14 protein-coding genes are annotated in these 14501 nt (G+C 70.3%); 8 read left to right on the plus strand and 6 right to left on the minus strand.

Features of this window, described 5'->3' with window-relative positions; all coding sequences use genetic code 11:
* Positions 1-48 precede the first annotated feature (48 nt).
* On the minus strand, positions 49-438 hold the full coding sequence (locus ACLZN2_RS47095) for a hypothetical protein (RefSeq protein WP_416986209.1): 390 nt from the start codon (positions 436-438) through the stop codon (positions 49-51).
* A 256-nt stretch (positions 439-694) separates the two neighbouring features.
* Positions 695-1861 (minus strand): CdaR family transcriptional regulator, encoded by a 1167-nt coding sequence (locus ACLZN2_RS47100; RefSeq protein WP_416986210.1) that lies wholly within the window; start codon positions 1859-1861, stop codon positions 695-697.
* A 264-nt stretch (positions 1862-2125) separates the two neighbouring features.
* On the opposite strand from ACLZN2_RS47100, the gene ACLZN2_RS47105 reads away from it, so the two are divergent.
* The 4 genes from ACLZN2_RS47105 to ACLZN2_RS47120 are packed head-to-tail and all read left to right on the plus strand — an operon-like array spanning position 2126 to position 5831.
* Positions 2126-2959 carry a substrate-binding periplasmic protein gene (locus ACLZN2_RS47105; RefSeq protein WP_416986211.1) on the plus strand — a complete coding sequence of 278 codons (834 nt, stop codon included), beginning with the start codon at positions 2126-2128 and terminating at the stop codon, positions 2957-2959.
* Between the two features lie 9 nt (positions 2960-2968).
* The gene (locus tag ACLZN2_RS47110; RefSeq protein ID WP_416986212.1) at positions 2969-3724 is read left to right on the plus strand and encodes an amino acid ABC transporter permease; all 756 of its coding nucleotides are present in this window, start codon (positions 2969-2971) and stop codon (positions 3722-3724) included.
* Positions 3721-4515 (plus strand): amino acid ABC transporter ATP-binding protein, encoded by a 795-nt coding sequence (locus ACLZN2_RS47115; protein ID WP_416986213.1) that lies wholly within the window; start codon positions 3721-3723, stop codon positions 4513-4515. The genes ACLZN2_RS47110 and ACLZN2_RS47115 overlap by 4 nt, the downstream gene beginning before the upstream one ends.
* A complete protein-coding gene (locus ACLZN2_RS47120; protein WP_416986214.1) occupies positions 4512-5831 on the plus strand; it encodes an NAD(P)/FAD-dependent oxidoreductase in 1320 nt (439 codons plus the stop codon). Before ACLZN2_RS47115 ends, ACLZN2_RS47120 begins: the two co-directional genes overlap by 4 nt.
* Positions 5832-6915: 1084 nt before the next feature.
* Here ACLZN2_RS47120 and ACLZN2_RS47125 read toward each other — a convergent pair.
* Positions 6916-7848, minus strand: a complete 933-nt coding sequence (locus ACLZN2_RS47125) for an NAD-dependent epimerase/dehydratase family protein (RefSeq protein WP_416986215.1) — start codon at positions 7846-7848, stop codon at positions 6916-6918.
* A 112-nt stretch (positions 7849-7960) separates the two neighbouring features.
* Between ACLZN2_RS47125 and ACLZN2_RS47130 the strand changes: the two genes are divergently transcribed.
* The 4 genes from ACLZN2_RS47130 (at position 7961) to ACLZN2_RS47145 (ending at position 10601) form a co-directional block, all read left to right on the plus strand.
* The gene (locus ACLZN2_RS47130; RefSeq protein WP_416986216.1) at positions 7961-8932 is read left to right on the plus strand and encodes an NAD(P)-dependent alcohol dehydrogenase; all 972 of its coding nucleotides are present in this window, start codon (positions 7961-7963) and stop codon (positions 8930-8932) included.
* A gap of 183 nt (positions 8933-9115) precedes the next feature.
* On the plus strand, positions 9116-9634 hold the full coding sequence (locus ACLZN2_RS47135; RefSeq protein ID WP_416986217.1) for a hypothetical protein: 519 nt from the start codon (positions 9116-9118) through the stop codon (positions 9632-9634).
* Between the two features lie 71 nt (positions 9635-9705).
* Positions 9706-10206, plus strand: a complete 501-nt coding sequence (locus tag ACLZN2_RS47140) for a GbsR/MarR family transcriptional regulator (protein WP_416986218.1) — start codon at positions 9706-9708, stop codon at positions 10204-10206.
* A 14-nt stretch (positions 10207-10220) separates the two neighbouring features.
* Positions 10221-10601, plus strand: coding sequence for a hypothetical protein (locus ACLZN2_RS47145; protein WP_416986219.1), 381 nt, complete (start codon positions 10221-10223; stop codon positions 10599-10601).
* A 76-nt stretch (positions 10602-10677) separates the two neighbouring features.
* Here ACLZN2_RS47145 and ACLZN2_RS47150 read toward each other — a convergent pair whose 3' ends face one another.
* The 3 genes from ACLZN2_RS47150 to ACLZN2_RS47160 all read right to left on the minus strand — a co-directional run bounded on the left by ACLZN2_RS47150 (position 10678) and on the right by ACLZN2_RS47160 (position 14421).
* Positions 10678-11271, minus strand: a complete 594-nt coding sequence (locus ACLZN2_RS47150; protein WP_416986255.1) for a YdeI/OmpD-associated family protein — start codon at positions 11269-11271, stop codon at positions 10678-10680.
* A gap of 108 nt (positions 11272-11379) precedes the next feature.
* Positions 11380-12918, minus strand: coding sequence for a carotenoid oxygenase family protein (locus ACLZN2_RS47155; protein WP_416986220.1), 1539 nt, complete (start codon positions 12916-12918; stop codon positions 11380-11382).
* A gap of 33 nt (positions 12919-12951) precedes the next feature.
* On the minus strand, positions 12952-14421 hold the full coding sequence (locus ACLZN2_RS47160; protein ID WP_416986221.1) for an aldehyde dehydrogenase family protein: 1470 nt from the start codon (positions 14419-14421) through the stop codon (positions 12952-12954).
* Between the last annotated feature and the right edge of the window lie 80 nt (positions 14422-14501).

A 14501-nucleotide genomic window follows, 5' to 3' on the forward strand; every position in this document is an offset into this window, starting at 1 on the left:
GGGTCACGCCGGCTCCTCCGGCCCAGCTTGCCCGCGCTCAACGAATGGCTATGACCCCATCTCACGCGTCATCACGTATGTGTTCCCGATGCCGGGATCGCCGTAGAAGAAGAACAGCTTCAACTCGTCGTGCTGATCGCGATCCACATAGAAGGACCACGCGTATGTCGATGGGGGTTCAGGAGCCGAGGTCTCAGTGGCCGTCGCGGGGGAACGGCTCTCCACTCGGGTCCGGGCTGTCAGCGCGAGTCGGACGACCTGTCCACCGTCGTCGTCAGTCAGTTGCCAGGTTCCCGTGCCGGAGAGGCGCCAGCCGTCCTCGAAGTCGAAGTCCCGCCCGTCGAGCTTTTCGACAAGAGCCGTTCCGTCTTTGCGGAGCACCACACGGGTCCCCTCGACGTTTTCCCAGCCCATGTCAGACTCGTTGAACGTGTTCAACTCTGCGACAGGAGAGGTGGCGCGTACCACCCCCGGCTCGTGCATCCAGCGCGGGTCGGCCCGTCCCCGTACCGCAGCGCGTCGGAAGTTCGAAGAACGCATCAGCTCGCGCGGTCGGACGGTGGTCGACTGCGCGGAGTCGACGCCGCACCCGGCCGTGCCCGGCTCCGGCGGCCATCCGCGGGCGGGGAGCCGTGCGTCGGCCGATGGGGAGGCGGCCTCCGTGGTCGTGCTCTTCGGACGGGGCAGAGGGGCGTCAGTCCGTCGGGGTCGTCATGTGGTCCGTCAGGCAGGCGAGGTAGAGGGCAAGCGTGGTGTGGTGGTCGCGCAGGGGGCGGCCGGTGAGCTGTTCGATCTTGTTCATGCGGTAGACGACCGTGTTGCGGTGGATGTGCAGGGCATCCGCGGTGCGGACCAGGTTGAAGCCGCTCTCGCACCAGGCGGTGATCGTGTCGCGCAAGGTCGGCCAGTCCGGCTGGGCACGCAGCTGGGCTGTGGTGGAGTCGAGGAGACGGGTGCGGGCAGGCTGGCCGACCGCCGCGAGGAGCTGGTGGACCCGTAGTTCACCGATGGGGTGGACGAGCGGGCCGTCAGGGCGGCGCGCGCCGAGGCGGAGCGCCTCGCAGGCGTCCTGGTAGGAGCCGTGCAGACCGCCGACGGTCGTGGCCGGCTCGCCGATGCCCGCGCGGGCGGCGAGACCGTCCTGGGCAGCGAGGGCGTCGATGATCCTGCGGCAGTCGAGGGTGACGGAGTCCACGGGGCGGCGGGGGGTGAGCCGGTGCAGGACGCCGATCCGGCCGGGGGCGGTGGCGGCGACGATGTCCTGCGGGTCGGCGAACACCTCGCGGACCGTGCGCAGGATTTCGGAGCGGACCAGTGCGATGTCCCGGCGCGGGGCGCGGGGCGGCGCGGTCACCTCGAAGGCCACCGCGATCCGGAGCAGGCGCAGGTCGAAGCCGAGGTCCGCGGCTCGGAAGACGAGGCTGTCGGCCTCGATGACCTGGGGGTCGTAGGAGGCGAGGTCGGCCAGGAGCTTCTCGGCGGCCCGTTCGGCGAGCAGTCGGGAGCGGAGCATGACCGATTCCCTCAGGAGGATCTCGGTCTGGCGTTTGACGAGCAGTCCGAAGCGTCGCACCTGCGCGGGGGTGCCGGTGATGCCGACGGTCCCGACCGCCTGACCGCCCGCGACCAGCGGCAGGGTGACGCCGGGCCGCACTCCGCGGAGCAGCTGGGCCTGGGAGGCGTTGTGTGTGGCGGCTTCCTTGGTGCGCATGACCTCGACGGACGCCTCGTGGAAGCTGCCGACGCGGCTGCGGTCGCCGCTGCCGATGACCACGCCGTCGGCGTCGGTGATGAGCACGTTGTAACCGATGACGGCGGAGGTGTCCCCGGCGATCTCCTGGGCGAGCGAGGGGCTCAGCACGGTCGGTCCTCCCGTCGGGGGAGCGTGACTGGGTTGGACGGACCGTACAGGGTGGCGCGCGATTTCGGCCAGACATTCATACGAAGTGAACAGTGACGCGGGGCGGGGTGATCCCTAACGTATGGGCCCAATCCCACCCCGCCCTGCGACGGAAGGGCTCAGCCCATGTTCCGTGTTCGCTCACTCTGCGTCGCCCTGGCTGCGACGGTCCTGATGTCCCTGACGGCTGCCTGTGGTTCCGGTGACGACGACGCTCCCACGAATGTGTCCGCGAAGACCGCCGCGCTGGGCACGCTCACGCCCGGTGTCCTGAAGGTGGCCGTCCAGCCGTACGCGCCGTACACCTCACTCCAGGGCGGCAAGATCGTCGGTCTGGACGGAGACATCCTCACGTATATCGCCAAGAAGCTGGGCCTGGAGATCAAGCCGCAGGTCACGGACTTCGCCGGCATGCTTGCGGGTGTGCAGTCGCACCGTGTCGACATCACCGTCGGCGGTGTCGCCTGGTCCGCCGACCGGCAGAAGCAGGGGCTGTTCACCGACCCGCCGTACTACTCGCCGCCCGCGATGGCCGTCCGCGACGGCAAGACGTACAGGACGGTCGGCGACCTCGGTGGCCTGAACCTGGGCACGGTCGAGGGCTATGTGTGGGTCAAGTCGATCCAGGCGGTGCCCAAGGCGAAGCTGCACGCCTACCCGGACGCCAACGGCGTGTTCGACGACCTCGGCGCGGGCCGTATCGACGTCGGTTTCCTCGACCCGCTGATCATCATCGCGGCGCAGAAGCAGCGCCCCGATCTGAAGATCACCACCGAGTACCTGACCCCGCCGACCGCGAGCGAGGTCAGGCAGCAGCCCGCCTTCGCGTACTTCCAGCCCTACCAGACCGGCTTCTACCTGCCCAAGAAGGCCACCAAGCTGGAGCAGGCGATCTCCAAGGAGATCGACGCCATGTATCGCAGCGGTGAGATGACCAAGCTCGTGAAGAAGTACGGCGGCGACCCCGAGCAGTTCCTGAAGCCGGCCGCGGACGTCGCCACCGCGCGACGTGGAGTGGACCGGCCGGGCAGCTGGAACCCGCCGGCCATCGGACAGTGAGGGTCTGACATGTCCGGTCTTCTCCAAGTGCCCTGGTCCGACTACCGCGGCGATCTCGTCGACGCGCTCGGCCGTACGGTGTCGTACACCGCGGTCAGTTTCGTCGGCGCGGTGCTCCTCGGCCTGGCCGTGGCGCTGCTGAGGCTGAGCAGGGCCTGGCCCCTGCGGGCAGTGGCCGCGGTCTACACCGAGGTGTTCAAGAACGTCCCGCTGCTGGCCATCATCTTCCTGACCTACTTCGGCCTGGCCTCCGCCGGCATCCGGCTGGACGTGTTCAGCGCGGGGTGTCTGTCGCTGATCGTGTTCTACGCGGCCTACCTGTCCGAGATCTTCCGTGCCGCGATCAGCGGGGTGCACGGCGGACAGACGGAGGCCGGGGAGGCGCTGGGCATCGGCAGGGCGGGCATCTTCGTCCACGTCGTCCTGCCGCAAGCAGTTCGCCAGGCACTGCCCGGCACCAACACCATGCTGGTCGACCTGCTGAAGTCGACGTCCCTGCTGGTGACCGTGTCGGCTGCGGAGCTGATGTCGGAGGGGCGGCTGATCACCTCGGCGACGTTCCGGGCGCTGGAGGTGTACCTGGTCGTCTCCGCCCTCTACTTCGTGCTGTGCTACCCGCTCTCCCAGCTTCTGCTGCTGCTGGAGCGCAAGGTGCGGGCCGGTGTCCCGCTGTCCCCGTGGCGGCGGCGCCGGGTGCGGGCGGCACGCGCGTTGCTCGCGGCCGACCTGGGCGCCCCTGCCCCACGAAAGGAGGCGGCCGTATGACCGAGCCCGTCACCACCGAGAAGGCCGTCGGACGCGCCGCCGCCGAGGCGGTCGTACGGATCGAAGGGCTGAGCAAGTCCTTCGACGGCAGGCTCGTCCTCGACGACGTGCACCTGGAGGTCGGCCGTGGCCGGATCGTCAGCGTCATCGGGCAGAGCGGCGGCGGCAAGACGACCCTGATGCGCTGCGTCAACCTGCTCGAGAAGCCCGATGGCGGCACGGTCGAGGTGGCCGGCGAGGTGGTCCACAGTCGGGGCCGGACCGTCTGCCGCGATCTGCCGCGGCTGCGGCGCACGGTCGGCATGGTCTTCCAGAAGTTCAACCTCTTCCCCCATCTGACGGCCGTGGAGAACGTCGTCCTCGCGCAGCGCAAGGCGGGCGTACCGGAGCAGGAGGCGCTGGAGCGGGCCGTGACGCTGCTGCGCCGGGTCGGTGTGGCCCATCGGGGCCTGGCGCAGCCCGAGCAGCTCTCCGGCGGTGAGCAGCAGCGGGTCGCCATCGCCCGCGCGCTGGCGCTGAAGCCGGAGGTTCTGCTGTTCGACGAACCGACCTCCTCCCTGGACCCGGAGTCCACCCGCGAAGTGCTGGGCGTGATGCGGGAGTTGGCCGCGGAGGGCATGACGATGCTGCTGGTCACGCATGAACTGCCGTTCGCCCGCGAGGTGTCCGACCGTGTCGTCTTCGTCGACGGCGGCCGGATCGTGGAGGAGGGTGCGCCCCGGGACGTTCTGGACCACCCGTCCCACGCCCGGACCCGGGCGTTCCTCGCCGCGTACGGGACCGGGTCATGAGCGGGCCGGTCGGTGACGGGCCCGTCGTGGTGGTCGGCGGCGGTGTGGTCGGACTGTGCACGGCGTACTATCTGGCGGCGGCCGGGCTGTCGGTCGAGGTGGTGGAACGCCGGGACCTGGGCTCCGGCGTGTCGCGGGGCAACGCGGGCTGGGTCTGTCTCAGTCACTCCACACCCGTCCCGGCGCCGGGTATGGTGCGCTACGCGCTGCGCTCGCTGGGCCGTCCCGACTCGCCACTGTATCTGCGGCCCTTGCCGGACCCCGCGTTCGTACGGTGGTTGTGGCGGTTCTGGCGCAGCAGTACGCCGGCCGCGTTCCGGCGCGGGTACGCGGCGATCGCCGAGCTGAACCGTGACACCTTCCACCTCTTCGACGGGTTGCGCGAGGCGGGCGTGGAGACGACTCTGACCCGACCCGGCATGGTGCACGCCTTCCTGTCGGCGGCCCAGGCCCGCCGTCACCTCGCCGTCCAGCGGGAAATGGCGGACGGCCGCTACCAACTTCCGGACGACGTGACCACGGGCGACGAGGCCCGGCTGCTGGACGACGCACTGTCGCCCGAGGTACGGGCGGCGTATCTCGTCGAAGGCGAGGGCGTGGTCGATCCGGAGGCGTTCGCCCGCGGGCTCGGCGAGGCGCTGGCCGCCTCCGGGGTGAAGGTCCACGAGCACGCGGAGGTCACCGGGTTCCGCACGGCCGCAGGACGGGTGACGGCGCTGCGCACCAGCCAGGGCGAGATCCCCTGCAAAGCCGTCGTCATCGCCGCCGGTATGCGTTCCCCCGCCCTGCTCGGCCTCCTCGGGCAGCCGCTGCCCCTCCAGGCGGGCAAGGGCTACAGTTTCTCGGTCGACCTCGACCCCGCGCCCCGGCACACGCTGTACTTCGGTGAGCGCCGGGCCGTGGCCTCCCCCATCGGCGCCACCACGCGCATCGGCGGCACGATGGAGCTGAGCGGCAACAACAACCGGCTCGACTGGCGCCGGATCGTCGCAGTCGCCCTCGCCAGCCGGCACTACCTGGGCAACTGGTTCGACGACCCCGACGACCTGGTTGCCCTGATCCGCGACCCGTGGGTGGGCGGGCGCCCCTTCCTGCCCGACGGGCTCCCGGTGGTCGACCGCGTCCCCGGCCACGACAACGCTTACGCGGCGACCGGCCACGGCATGCTCGGCATTACCCTCGGCCCGGTCACCGGCCACAAGCTGGCCGAGTACGTCCGCACCGGGCAGCGACCGGAAGTACTGCGTCCGTTCCGGTTCGACCGGTTGGCTTCAGCAACTCGGCCTCCCGGAGCCCTACGACGACTCGACCACTGACGGGGATTCCTGACCGCCTCGCTCGAGGCGGTCCATGGGCCAGTGGCCTGCGCCGCGCTCGCCGGTTCGTGTGCGCGCACAACGCCGGTTCTCGCAGATCCCCACCGCCTTTCTCAGGACCCGGCCGGTGAGCGGGCTCATACGCAGCAGTGCCTCCAGTGGCAGGAGGAGCGGTTCCTCCAGCGAAGGCACGCGGCCGGGCGCCGTGCCCGGGTGACCGCAGTGCCGGACATCTGCCTGACTCCGGAATCCCCTGTTTGCATGGGCCTCGTACGCCTCTGGGCATGACGCACGGCCATCCCTCGGGCAACCGGTCACAGTGAAGTCGGCCTGCGACCGTGTGAAGTTGGCGACCGCGAGGAGAGCTGTCATGCCGATGCTGCTGATCAAAGGCACGTACAAGATTGTCGGAGCAAGTCCCGACGGGGACTCCGTCCGCTTCTACCCCGACAATCCCGACGAGTGGGACCTGCTGCGCGGGCGACGGGTACGGCGCAACCGCAGCGGCGGCGCTCAGCTCCGGCTCGACGGCATCGATACCCTGGAGACCCACTACCGCCCGCCCCGCGGCCCCGAACTGCACCAGCCCGGCCCGCCCCGATCGCCGGCCAGGCCGCAGACGAACTGCTGTCCTGGCTGGGCTTCAAGGACGTCCAGCACAACAGCAACGGCATCGTCACCGACGCAAGCCCCGCCTCCCGGCCCGGCTACATCCTCACCCGCAGCGCGGACGTCCACGGCCGCTGTGTCGCCCTCGCCGGCCGCGGCAGTGACGCTCCCAGCCGCAGCGGCACATTCCTCACCGTCACCCCGCAGCATCTGCGCGCCACGGCCAATGACCACCAGCTCGCCGAGGGCCTGGCCTATCCCACCTTCTACCGCAAGCTGTTCGTCGACCTGCGCCAGGAGCTGACCTCGGCCGCGCAGCAGGCCCGCCAGGCCGACAAGGGACTGTGGCCCAAGGACCACACCACAAGCGGAGCGAAGATCGAGGGGACGTCCACCCTCACCAACACCGCCGTGCTGCTGCCCAAGCGCCACCTGCTCCGTGACGTCGCCCTGCTCGACGGCCTTTGGCTCCACGTCACCCAAGGATTTCCCGGAAGCCCTGGCGCCACGAGGGGTAGCGCAGCTCCCAGCCGAGTTCCCGCTTGGCCTTGGCGTTGGAGAAGCCGCGGCCCTCGGTCATCAGGGTCACCGCGAATTCCCCGGCCAGCAACTTCGCCAGCCACTTGGGGACCCGCCTCGGGCGCTTCGCCCCCGCGCACGCAGCCAGATACGGCAGCCACTCGCGGACCTGAGCGGGCTCGTCGTCGACGATGTTGAACACGCCCGTCGCCTGCTGCTCCACGGCCAGGACGGTGGCACTCGCCGCGTCGTCGAGGTGCACCCACGAGTTGTAGCCGGTGCCGTCCCCGACGAGCGGGAACTTCCGCTTGCGCACGAACGCGACCACGTCGTCACTGGCGCCGGGCCCGTAGAACCCGCCGTAGCGCAGGACCGTGCCGCCGGCCTTGCCCACCACGTCCTCGATGTGCATGACGCCCACCGAGATTCTGCGCGCCATCGTCGCAGTGCCCGGGTCGATCGGGTCCTCCTCGGTCAGCAGCCCGGTGCCGGGCCGGTAGCTCTGCGCGAAACCCTGCACGACGACGTGGGATACGCCGGTCGCCTCGGCGGCGGCCAGCAGATGGTCCGTGCCCTCGACGCGCAGCCGGTTGGTGGTGGCGAAGAACCGGTCGGGGTGCCGCATGTCGGGCTTGCCGGAGATCGCGGTCATCTCATGCACGATCGCCTCCGGCCGGGTCCGGGCCACCGCCTCACCGACCGACTTCGCATCCAGGCCGTCCATCACGACGCCCTTCGCGCCGAGCTGCTGCAGCAGGCCCAGCTTGGCCGCGCTCGTCGTCGTAGCCGTCACCTGATGCCCCCTGGCCACGAGCTGCGGCACCAGCCGCCGCCCCATGGCCCCGCTCCCGCCGGCCACGAACACCCGCATGACCATCACCTTCCCCATCCCAGGGTCTCCTGGGACCTGAGACGAGACAACCCGACCGTCTGTGGCATGGGGCGCGAGCTCCACTGCCCAGCCGGTGTGGAGCAAGGAGCACTGCCACTAGGCTTCGCTCATGAAGGCAGCGGCGCACAGCCGGTACGGGCCGCCGGACGTGGTCCGCATCGCCGAGGTGGACAAGCCCTCGATCGGGGACCATGACGTTCTCGTCAAGGTGCACGCGGCGACGGTCAACCGGACGGACTGTGCCTACCGGGCCGCCAGGCCGTTCTTCATGCGCATCCTGACCGGCCTTGCCCGACCGCGGCGTACCGTGCTCGGCACCGAGTACGCGGGAGTGGTGGAAGCGGTCGGCGGCGGCGTCACCTCCTTCACGGTCGGCGACCGGGTGTTCGGGTACAACGAGGGCTCGTTCGGCACGCATGCCGAGTACCTGTCGGTTCCGCAGGGCGGCGCCATCGCAACCATGCCGCGGGACGCGACCTTCGAGGAGGCCGCTCCCGGTACCGAGGGCTCGCACTACGCGCTGGCGTTCATCAGGACAGCGGGCGTCCAAGCCGGCCAGGACGTCCTCGTCCACGGCGCGACCGGCGCCATCGGCTCGGCGGCGGTACAGCTGCTGAAGCACCGCGGGGCCACCGTGACCGCAGTGTGCGACACGGCGCACCTGGAGCTGGTCAAGGGCCTGGGCGCGGACCGGGTCGTCGACTACACGGCGCAGGACTTCACCAGGGACGAGCAGAGCTACGACGCGGTGTTCGACGCGGTCGGCAAGAGCACGTTCGGCCGCTGCAGACGACTGTTGAAACCCGGCGGCGTGTATCTGTCCTCGGAGCTGGGCCCCGGGTGGCAGAACCTGCTCCTGCCGCTCGTCACGCCCCTGTTCCGCGGCAGGAAGGTGAAGTTCCCTTTCCCGCGGCAGGATCAGGAGATGGTGCGGTACTTCCGGGACCTGATCGAGGCGGGCGAGTTCAGGCCGGTCATCGACCGACGGTACCCGTTGGAGCAGATCGTCGACGCCTACCGGTATGTCGAGACCGGACGGAAGATCGGCAACGTCGTCATCAGCGTCGTACCGCCGAACTGACCGCAGATCGAACGGTCACCACCTCACCTGCCACCGCTCACCCGCTGGTTCCCCGCCGGCCCCGCGTCCATACCGGCTGAATCCGGCGCCCGCGTAAGGATCCCGTCAGGATTCGCCCGTACGGCGTCAGGACCCCGTAAGCGACACTCACCCGGCCCCGCACAGCCGCCTAGCGTCAGCGACATGACTCGGACGGACCCACGGGCCCCGGCCGGCGACCGCCACTGGCGCGGCAGCGCCCGGCTGGCTGCGACCTGCACCCTGGTGTTCTGCACCCTTTCCCTGCTCGTGGACTGGGACGCGGGCAGCCTGACGCTCCCGCGGGCCCTGCTGTGGCTGACCCTGTCCGCCACCCTCTTCGCCGTCCTGCTGCCGCACCGGGTGAGCGCGGGCCCCGGCTGGCTGGCGGTACACACCACCTGGCGCAGGCAGATCGTGCGCACGGACGCGCTGGTGGCCGTACGGCAGTACGGCGATGTCTCCTCCCATCTGATCCTGCGCGACGCCCACGGCGGGCGCCTGGAACTCGACCCCCGCGTCCTCGCCGCCAACCCCCTGATCTGGCACGAACTCGACACCGGCGTCCACCGCTCCATCGAACGCGGCACGCTCCGCCACGGCGCGGACGTCCTGGCACAGCTCGGCCAACGGATCGACGACGAGACCGCCCGAGCGGTCCTGAGGGCATCCGGGCTCTCCTGATCGCGTTGACCGGGGCGCTCTAGATGACACAAATAACTGTCATCTCAGTCGAAGGTGATACCTTTGAAAGCGTGCCGCCGAACGACGCCCAACTGCTCTTCGCCGACCACGTCGGGCGCTTCTACGCCCGTCAGTACGGCTTCCCACCCATGGCCGGACGCCTGCTCGGCCACCTCCTCGTCTGCGATCCGCCCCAGCAGACGATCGACGAGCTGGGCGAAGCCCTGCTGGCGAGCCGCAGCGCCATCACCGGCGCGGTCAAACTGCTCGAGACCTACGGGATGGCCCGGCGCACTCGCACCGCGGGTGAGCGCATGGACCGAGTGAGCCTGAACCCGGACAGCCGGCAGCCGCAGAACTTCGACGCCTCCCTCCACCACGAACATGCCGCGCTGTTCCGGGAGGGGTTGGACCTCCTCGCCGACGCCCCGCCGGAGCGCCGCGCCCCGCTGGAGGAGATGGTCGCGCTGGCCGAGTTCCTCGCCGAGCGCCTGCCCCGGCTGGTCGGCGAGTGGGAGACACACCGCGACGAACTGCGCGCCTCGGGACACCTGGCCGGTCCCCGCGAATAGCCCCGCATACCCGCATGGAGAGGTCCCCCACGATGACCGACCACGACCCGACCGCCCAGTCCGCCCTGTCCGCTGCACGGGGCCGCGCGGAGAAGGGCACCCCCGGCGCGGTCGACGAGCTGATCGAGCTCGCCGCGGAACTTGGCGACCTGAAAGAGCTGCGGCGCTTGGCCGACGAGGGAAACGCCGACGCGACCGACGAACTCATCCAACTAGCCGCGGAGCAAGGCGACCTCGCACAACTCCGCCGCCTTTCGGACGGCGGCAACGCCACGGCCACTGACCAGCTGATCGAACTCGCCACCGAACAGGACGACCTGGACGAGCTACGGCGCCTCGCCGACCGGGGTAACGCCACCGCAGCCGAGCAGCTCGCAGAACTGACCGCCGAGTGACCCGCGCCTCCCTACAGTGATCCGGCACGCCGGAGCCTGCGGCGCGGCGCGACACGGCTGCGGTCCCTCTCCGTGGCTACGGGTGCAGCTTCTCGCCCTTCGCCAGCATCGCCACGTACTTCTCGATCCGGCGCGCCCGGGTCTCGGGCTTCTTGGCGTCCTGGATCCGGTACAGGATCGCGTAGCGGTTCTGCCGGTCCAGTGTCTCGAAGAACTCCGCCGCGGCCGGGTCGGCGGTCAGGGCCGCCGCGAGGTCGTCCGGCACCGTGGCGGTCTTCGCGCCGTCGTAGGCCGCCGCCCAGCGGCCGTCCGCCTTGGCACGGTCGACCTCGGCCTGCCCCTGGGGATGCATCCGGCCCTGCTCGATCAGGGCGGCCGCCTTGTCCCGGTTGACCTTGGACCACTTGCTGCGCGGCTTGCGCGGGGTGAACCGCTGGAGCCACCACTGGTCGTCGAACTTGGCCTTCTGGCCGTCGATCCAGCCGTAGCAGAGTGCCGCGTCGAGCGCCTGGGCGTAGTCCAGCGCGACGATTCCGGGGCCTTTCTTGCGAAGCTTGAGCCAGATGCCGGACGAGACGGCGTGGTTCTCGCCGAGCCATGCCTGGAATGCCTCGGCTGATTCGAATGCGACGATCTCCAAGTCCTGAGTCACCCCAGCAGCGAACCACACCCGGCCGATTGCCGTGACGCATTCGGGCACGGCCCCGGAAGGGGGCACGGTCGCGGGCTTCGGGCACCCGGCTGCCGTGCCCCGTATCCCGGGACGGAACCGCCGGTCCTACCCGCCTTCGCAGCGATGGGCCGCGACGGCGCGGTCCAGGGTGGTGTGGTCGGCCCAGCTGCCGTGGAAGCCGAAAGGCACCCGGCTGGGGAGCTTGATCCGGGCCAGCGGGGTGCGGCGCAGGTCGGCGGCGTCGTGGATCAGCAGTTCGCTGAGGTTGGTGGTGCGGTTCCACCACAGCGTGAGCAGGTAGCCGTCGTCCTCGGCTCGGGCGTTCTCGCGGGCGACGAAGACCGGTTCGCCGGGGCTGGTCAGGCCGTCCGGTCCCTCTACGACGACGGTGCGGTCCAGGACGTAGTCGTGGCGGGCCAGGCCGTCCGACATGGTGTCCTCGGCCAGGCCGCGCGTGGTCACGAAGTAGCCGTAGCGGTTCGGTCGGCCCGTGTACGCGTCGTTGATCTTCGGGAACTCCCCGAAGACGCCGCTGATCATCTCCTCCGTGGCCCGTCCGGTCGCCAGGTCGACGCGCCAGCGGTAGGGCTGGGCCGGGGGGAACCACTCGTGGGAGGTCAGCGGTGTGGAGAGGCGGTCGACGGGGCTGCCGAGGCGGGAGATGCGGTGCCCGTCGATGATCAGTTCGCCGTTGTGCTCGTAGGCGTTGAAGAAGTGGGTGTTGGCCCAGTGGCCGCCGAGCTCGTGCCAGGTGACCTCGTGGGTGTGGCGGTTCATGAGGACGATCTGGACGCCGTGTTCGAGGGAGTTCTCGTCCCAGACCACGCCGGGCCTGCTCTGTGCCACCAGGTCGAGGCGGAACTGGGCGGGTGTGACGAAGAAGATGGCGTATGTGTCGCTGACGGCGAAGTCGTGCATGAGGACCGGCACGCCGATGTCGAAGGAGTGCGAGTCGATGATCTCGGCCGTCTTGACGTCGGCGCGGTACCAGGTGATGGTCGCTCCGGTGGCGGCGAAGAACAGCATGTCGCCGGTGTCCGGGTCGGTCTTGTAGTGGCCGGTGCACAGGACGTCGATGCCGCCGTGGAAGTCGTACGTGCCGAGGGTGCGCAGGGTCTCGGGGTCCAGCGCGTGCGGCAGTCCGCCCTCGAAGTAGACGATGAGGTGGTCGTCGAAGATGCCGGCGTTGATGTTGGCCACGTTCTTGGCGGGCGGGGCGCCCTCGGGCAGCCGGCCCGGGGTGCCGCCGTTGACGAAGCCGCTGTAGATCGCTTCCCCGGCCTCCACCTCTACCTTCATCGAGTCGGTCTCGACCCAGCGGGTGCGGTAGGCGGCCCGGCCCTCGCGCAGGTAGATGCCGCACACCATGCCGTCGCCCTCCCACCAGTGGTAGCGGTCGGTGTTGCGGGGCTGGAAGCGGGGGTTGGAGGAGACGCGGAACAGCGCGCCCGCGAGGTCGGACGGTATCTCTCCGTCGACCTCCAGGTCGTAGGCCTCGTTCTCCTCCGTCCAGGGGGCGAAGGGGCCGCCCAGGAACTTGTTGTCGGTGGGCCAGTCGGGACTGGCGCCGACGGGGGCGGGGCTCTGTCCGGTCCCACGGGGGACGACGGTCATGGGGTTCGGGGGCATGGGGTTCGGGGGCATGGGACTCTCCAGCCGGGTCTGTGTGGCGGGCGGTCAGAAGGGGTAGTGCGGGAGTTCGCCGCGTACGGTGACCCACTGCTGTTCGGTGAACGCTTCGAGGTTGGCGGCGCTGCCGCCGTGGCGGGAGCCGGTGCCGGAGTCGCCGACCCCGCCGAACGGGATGAGCGGCTCGTCGTTGACGGTCTGGTCGTTGATGTGGACGAGGCCGCTGGGCACGCGCTCCGCCAGGGCCAGGCCCTTCATGACATCCCGGGTCAGGACGCCCAGGGACAGCCCGTACTCGGTGCCGGCGGCGAGCCCGGCGGCCTCGTCCAGGTCCTGGAAGGAGACGACGGGTGCGACCGGCCCGAAGATCTCCTCGGCGTAGGCGGGCGCGGTGAGCGGTACGTCGGCGAGCACGGTGGGCCGGTAGAACAGGCCCTCGTAACCGCCGCCCGCGGCCAGCCGGGCACCGGCCGCGACCGTCTCCGTGACGATGCGGTGCACGTTGTCGCGCTGTCCGCCGTCGATGAGCGGTCCGACGGCGACGTCCTCGGTGGCCGGGTCGCCGACCGGGAGCGCGTCGGCGTGCTGGGCGAGCAGGGCCGCGTAGTCCTCGGCGATCGAGGCGTGGACCAGATGGCGGCTGCTGGCCATGCAGATCTGGCCCGCGTGGACGAAGGAGCCCCAGGCGCCCACCGAGACGGCCTTCTCCAGGTCGACGTCGTCCATCACCACCAGTGCGGAGTTCCCGCCCAGCTCCAGGTGGACCCGCTTGAGATGCCGGGCGGCGGCCACGCCGATGGCGCGGCCGGCCCGGGTGGAGCCGGTGAACGCGATGACGGGGACCCGCGGATGCTCGACGACGGCGGCTCCGACGTCCGCGCCGCCGGGCAGGACTTGCAGCAGACCGGGCGGCAGGCCCGCCTCCTCGAAGACGCGGGCGAAGACGACACCGCCGCTGATCGCGGTGCGGGGGTCCGGCTTGAGGACGACCGCGTTGCCGAGGGCGAGCGCCGGGGCTACGGCCCGCATGGCCAGGATGATCGGCACGTTGAACGGGGCGATCACGCCCACCACCCCGACGGGGACGCGGCGGGAGAAGGACAGCCGCTGCTGCCCGGAACGCAGCAGCTCACCATACGGCGCCCCGGCGAGGGCGGCGGCCTCGTGGCACTCCTCCGCACCGCCGCTGCCGACCTGCAGGGCGGCGAACGGCCGGATCGCGCCGGACTCCCGCATCAGCCAGGTCTCGATCTCCCGCTGGTGCTCCTCGAACAGGCGCGCGGCGCGGCGCAGTACGGCGGCGCGGTCGGCGTACGGCCGCGCGGCCCACTCCCGCTGGGCCCGTACCGCCCGCTCCACCGCCTTGTCCACGTCGACCGGTGTGGCCGAGCCGACACGGCCCAGCGTCTTGCCGGTGGCGGGCTCGATGGCGTCGTACACCTCGCCGGAGCCTGTGATCCACTCACCCGAGCCGGAGAAGATGCGGCCTTCCCAGGTACTGCTGTCCAAAAACGTCATGGTTGTCCCGATCCGGTAATGCGTAGTGACGCGAAGGTTATGTGTGATGTCGCGAAAGTGGTGCTGTGGCGTGTTTCAGG

Origin of the sequence: Streptomyces sp. T028 (genome assembly GCF_048159505.1) — a bacterium.
GTDB lineage: Bacteria > Actinomycetota > Actinomycetes > Streptomycetales > Streptomycetaceae > Streptomyces.

What these genes read in the sequence shown, in the direction of transcription:
- ACLZN2_RS47110 (WP_416986212.1), top strand. Translation starts at nt 2,969, where the DNA reads ATGTCCGGTCTTCTCCAAGTGCCCTGGTCCGACTACCGCGGCGATCTC.
- ACLZN2_RS47115 (WP_416986213.1), top strand. Translation starts at nt 3,721, where the DNA reads ATGACCGAGCCCGTCACCACCGAGAAGGCCGTCGGACGCGCCGCCGCC.
- ACLZN2_RS47120 (WP_416986214.1), top strand. Translation starts at nt 4,512, where the DNA reads ATGAGCGGGCCGGTCGGTGACGGGCCCGTCGTGGTGGTCGGCGGCGGT.
- ACLZN2_RS47125 (WP_416986215.1), bottom strand. Translation starts at nt 7,848, where the DNA reads ATGGGGAAGGTGATGGTCATGCGGGTGTTCGTGGCCGGCGGGAGCGGG.
- ACLZN2_RS47130 (WP_416986216.1), top strand. Translation starts at nt 7,961, where the DNA reads ATGAAGGCAGCGGCGCACAGCCGGTACGGGCCGCCGGACGTGGTCCGC.
- ACLZN2_RS47135 (WP_416986217.1), top strand. Translation starts at nt 9,116, where the DNA reads ATGACTCGGACGGACCCACGGGCCCCGGCCGGCGACCGCCACTGGCGC.
- ACLZN2_RS47145 (WP_416986219.1), top strand. Translation starts at nt 10,221, where the DNA reads ATGGAGAGGTCCCCCACGATGACCGACCACGACCCGACCGCCCAGTCC.
- ACLZN2_RS47155 (WP_416986220.1), bottom strand. Translation starts at nt 12,918, where the DNA reads ATGCCCCCGAACCCCATGCCCCCGAACCCCATGACCGTCGTCCCCCGT.
- ACLZN2_RS47160 (WP_416986221.1), bottom strand. Translation starts at nt 14,421, where the DNA reads ATGACGTTTTTGGACAGCAGTACCTGGGAAGGCCGCATCTTCTCCGGC.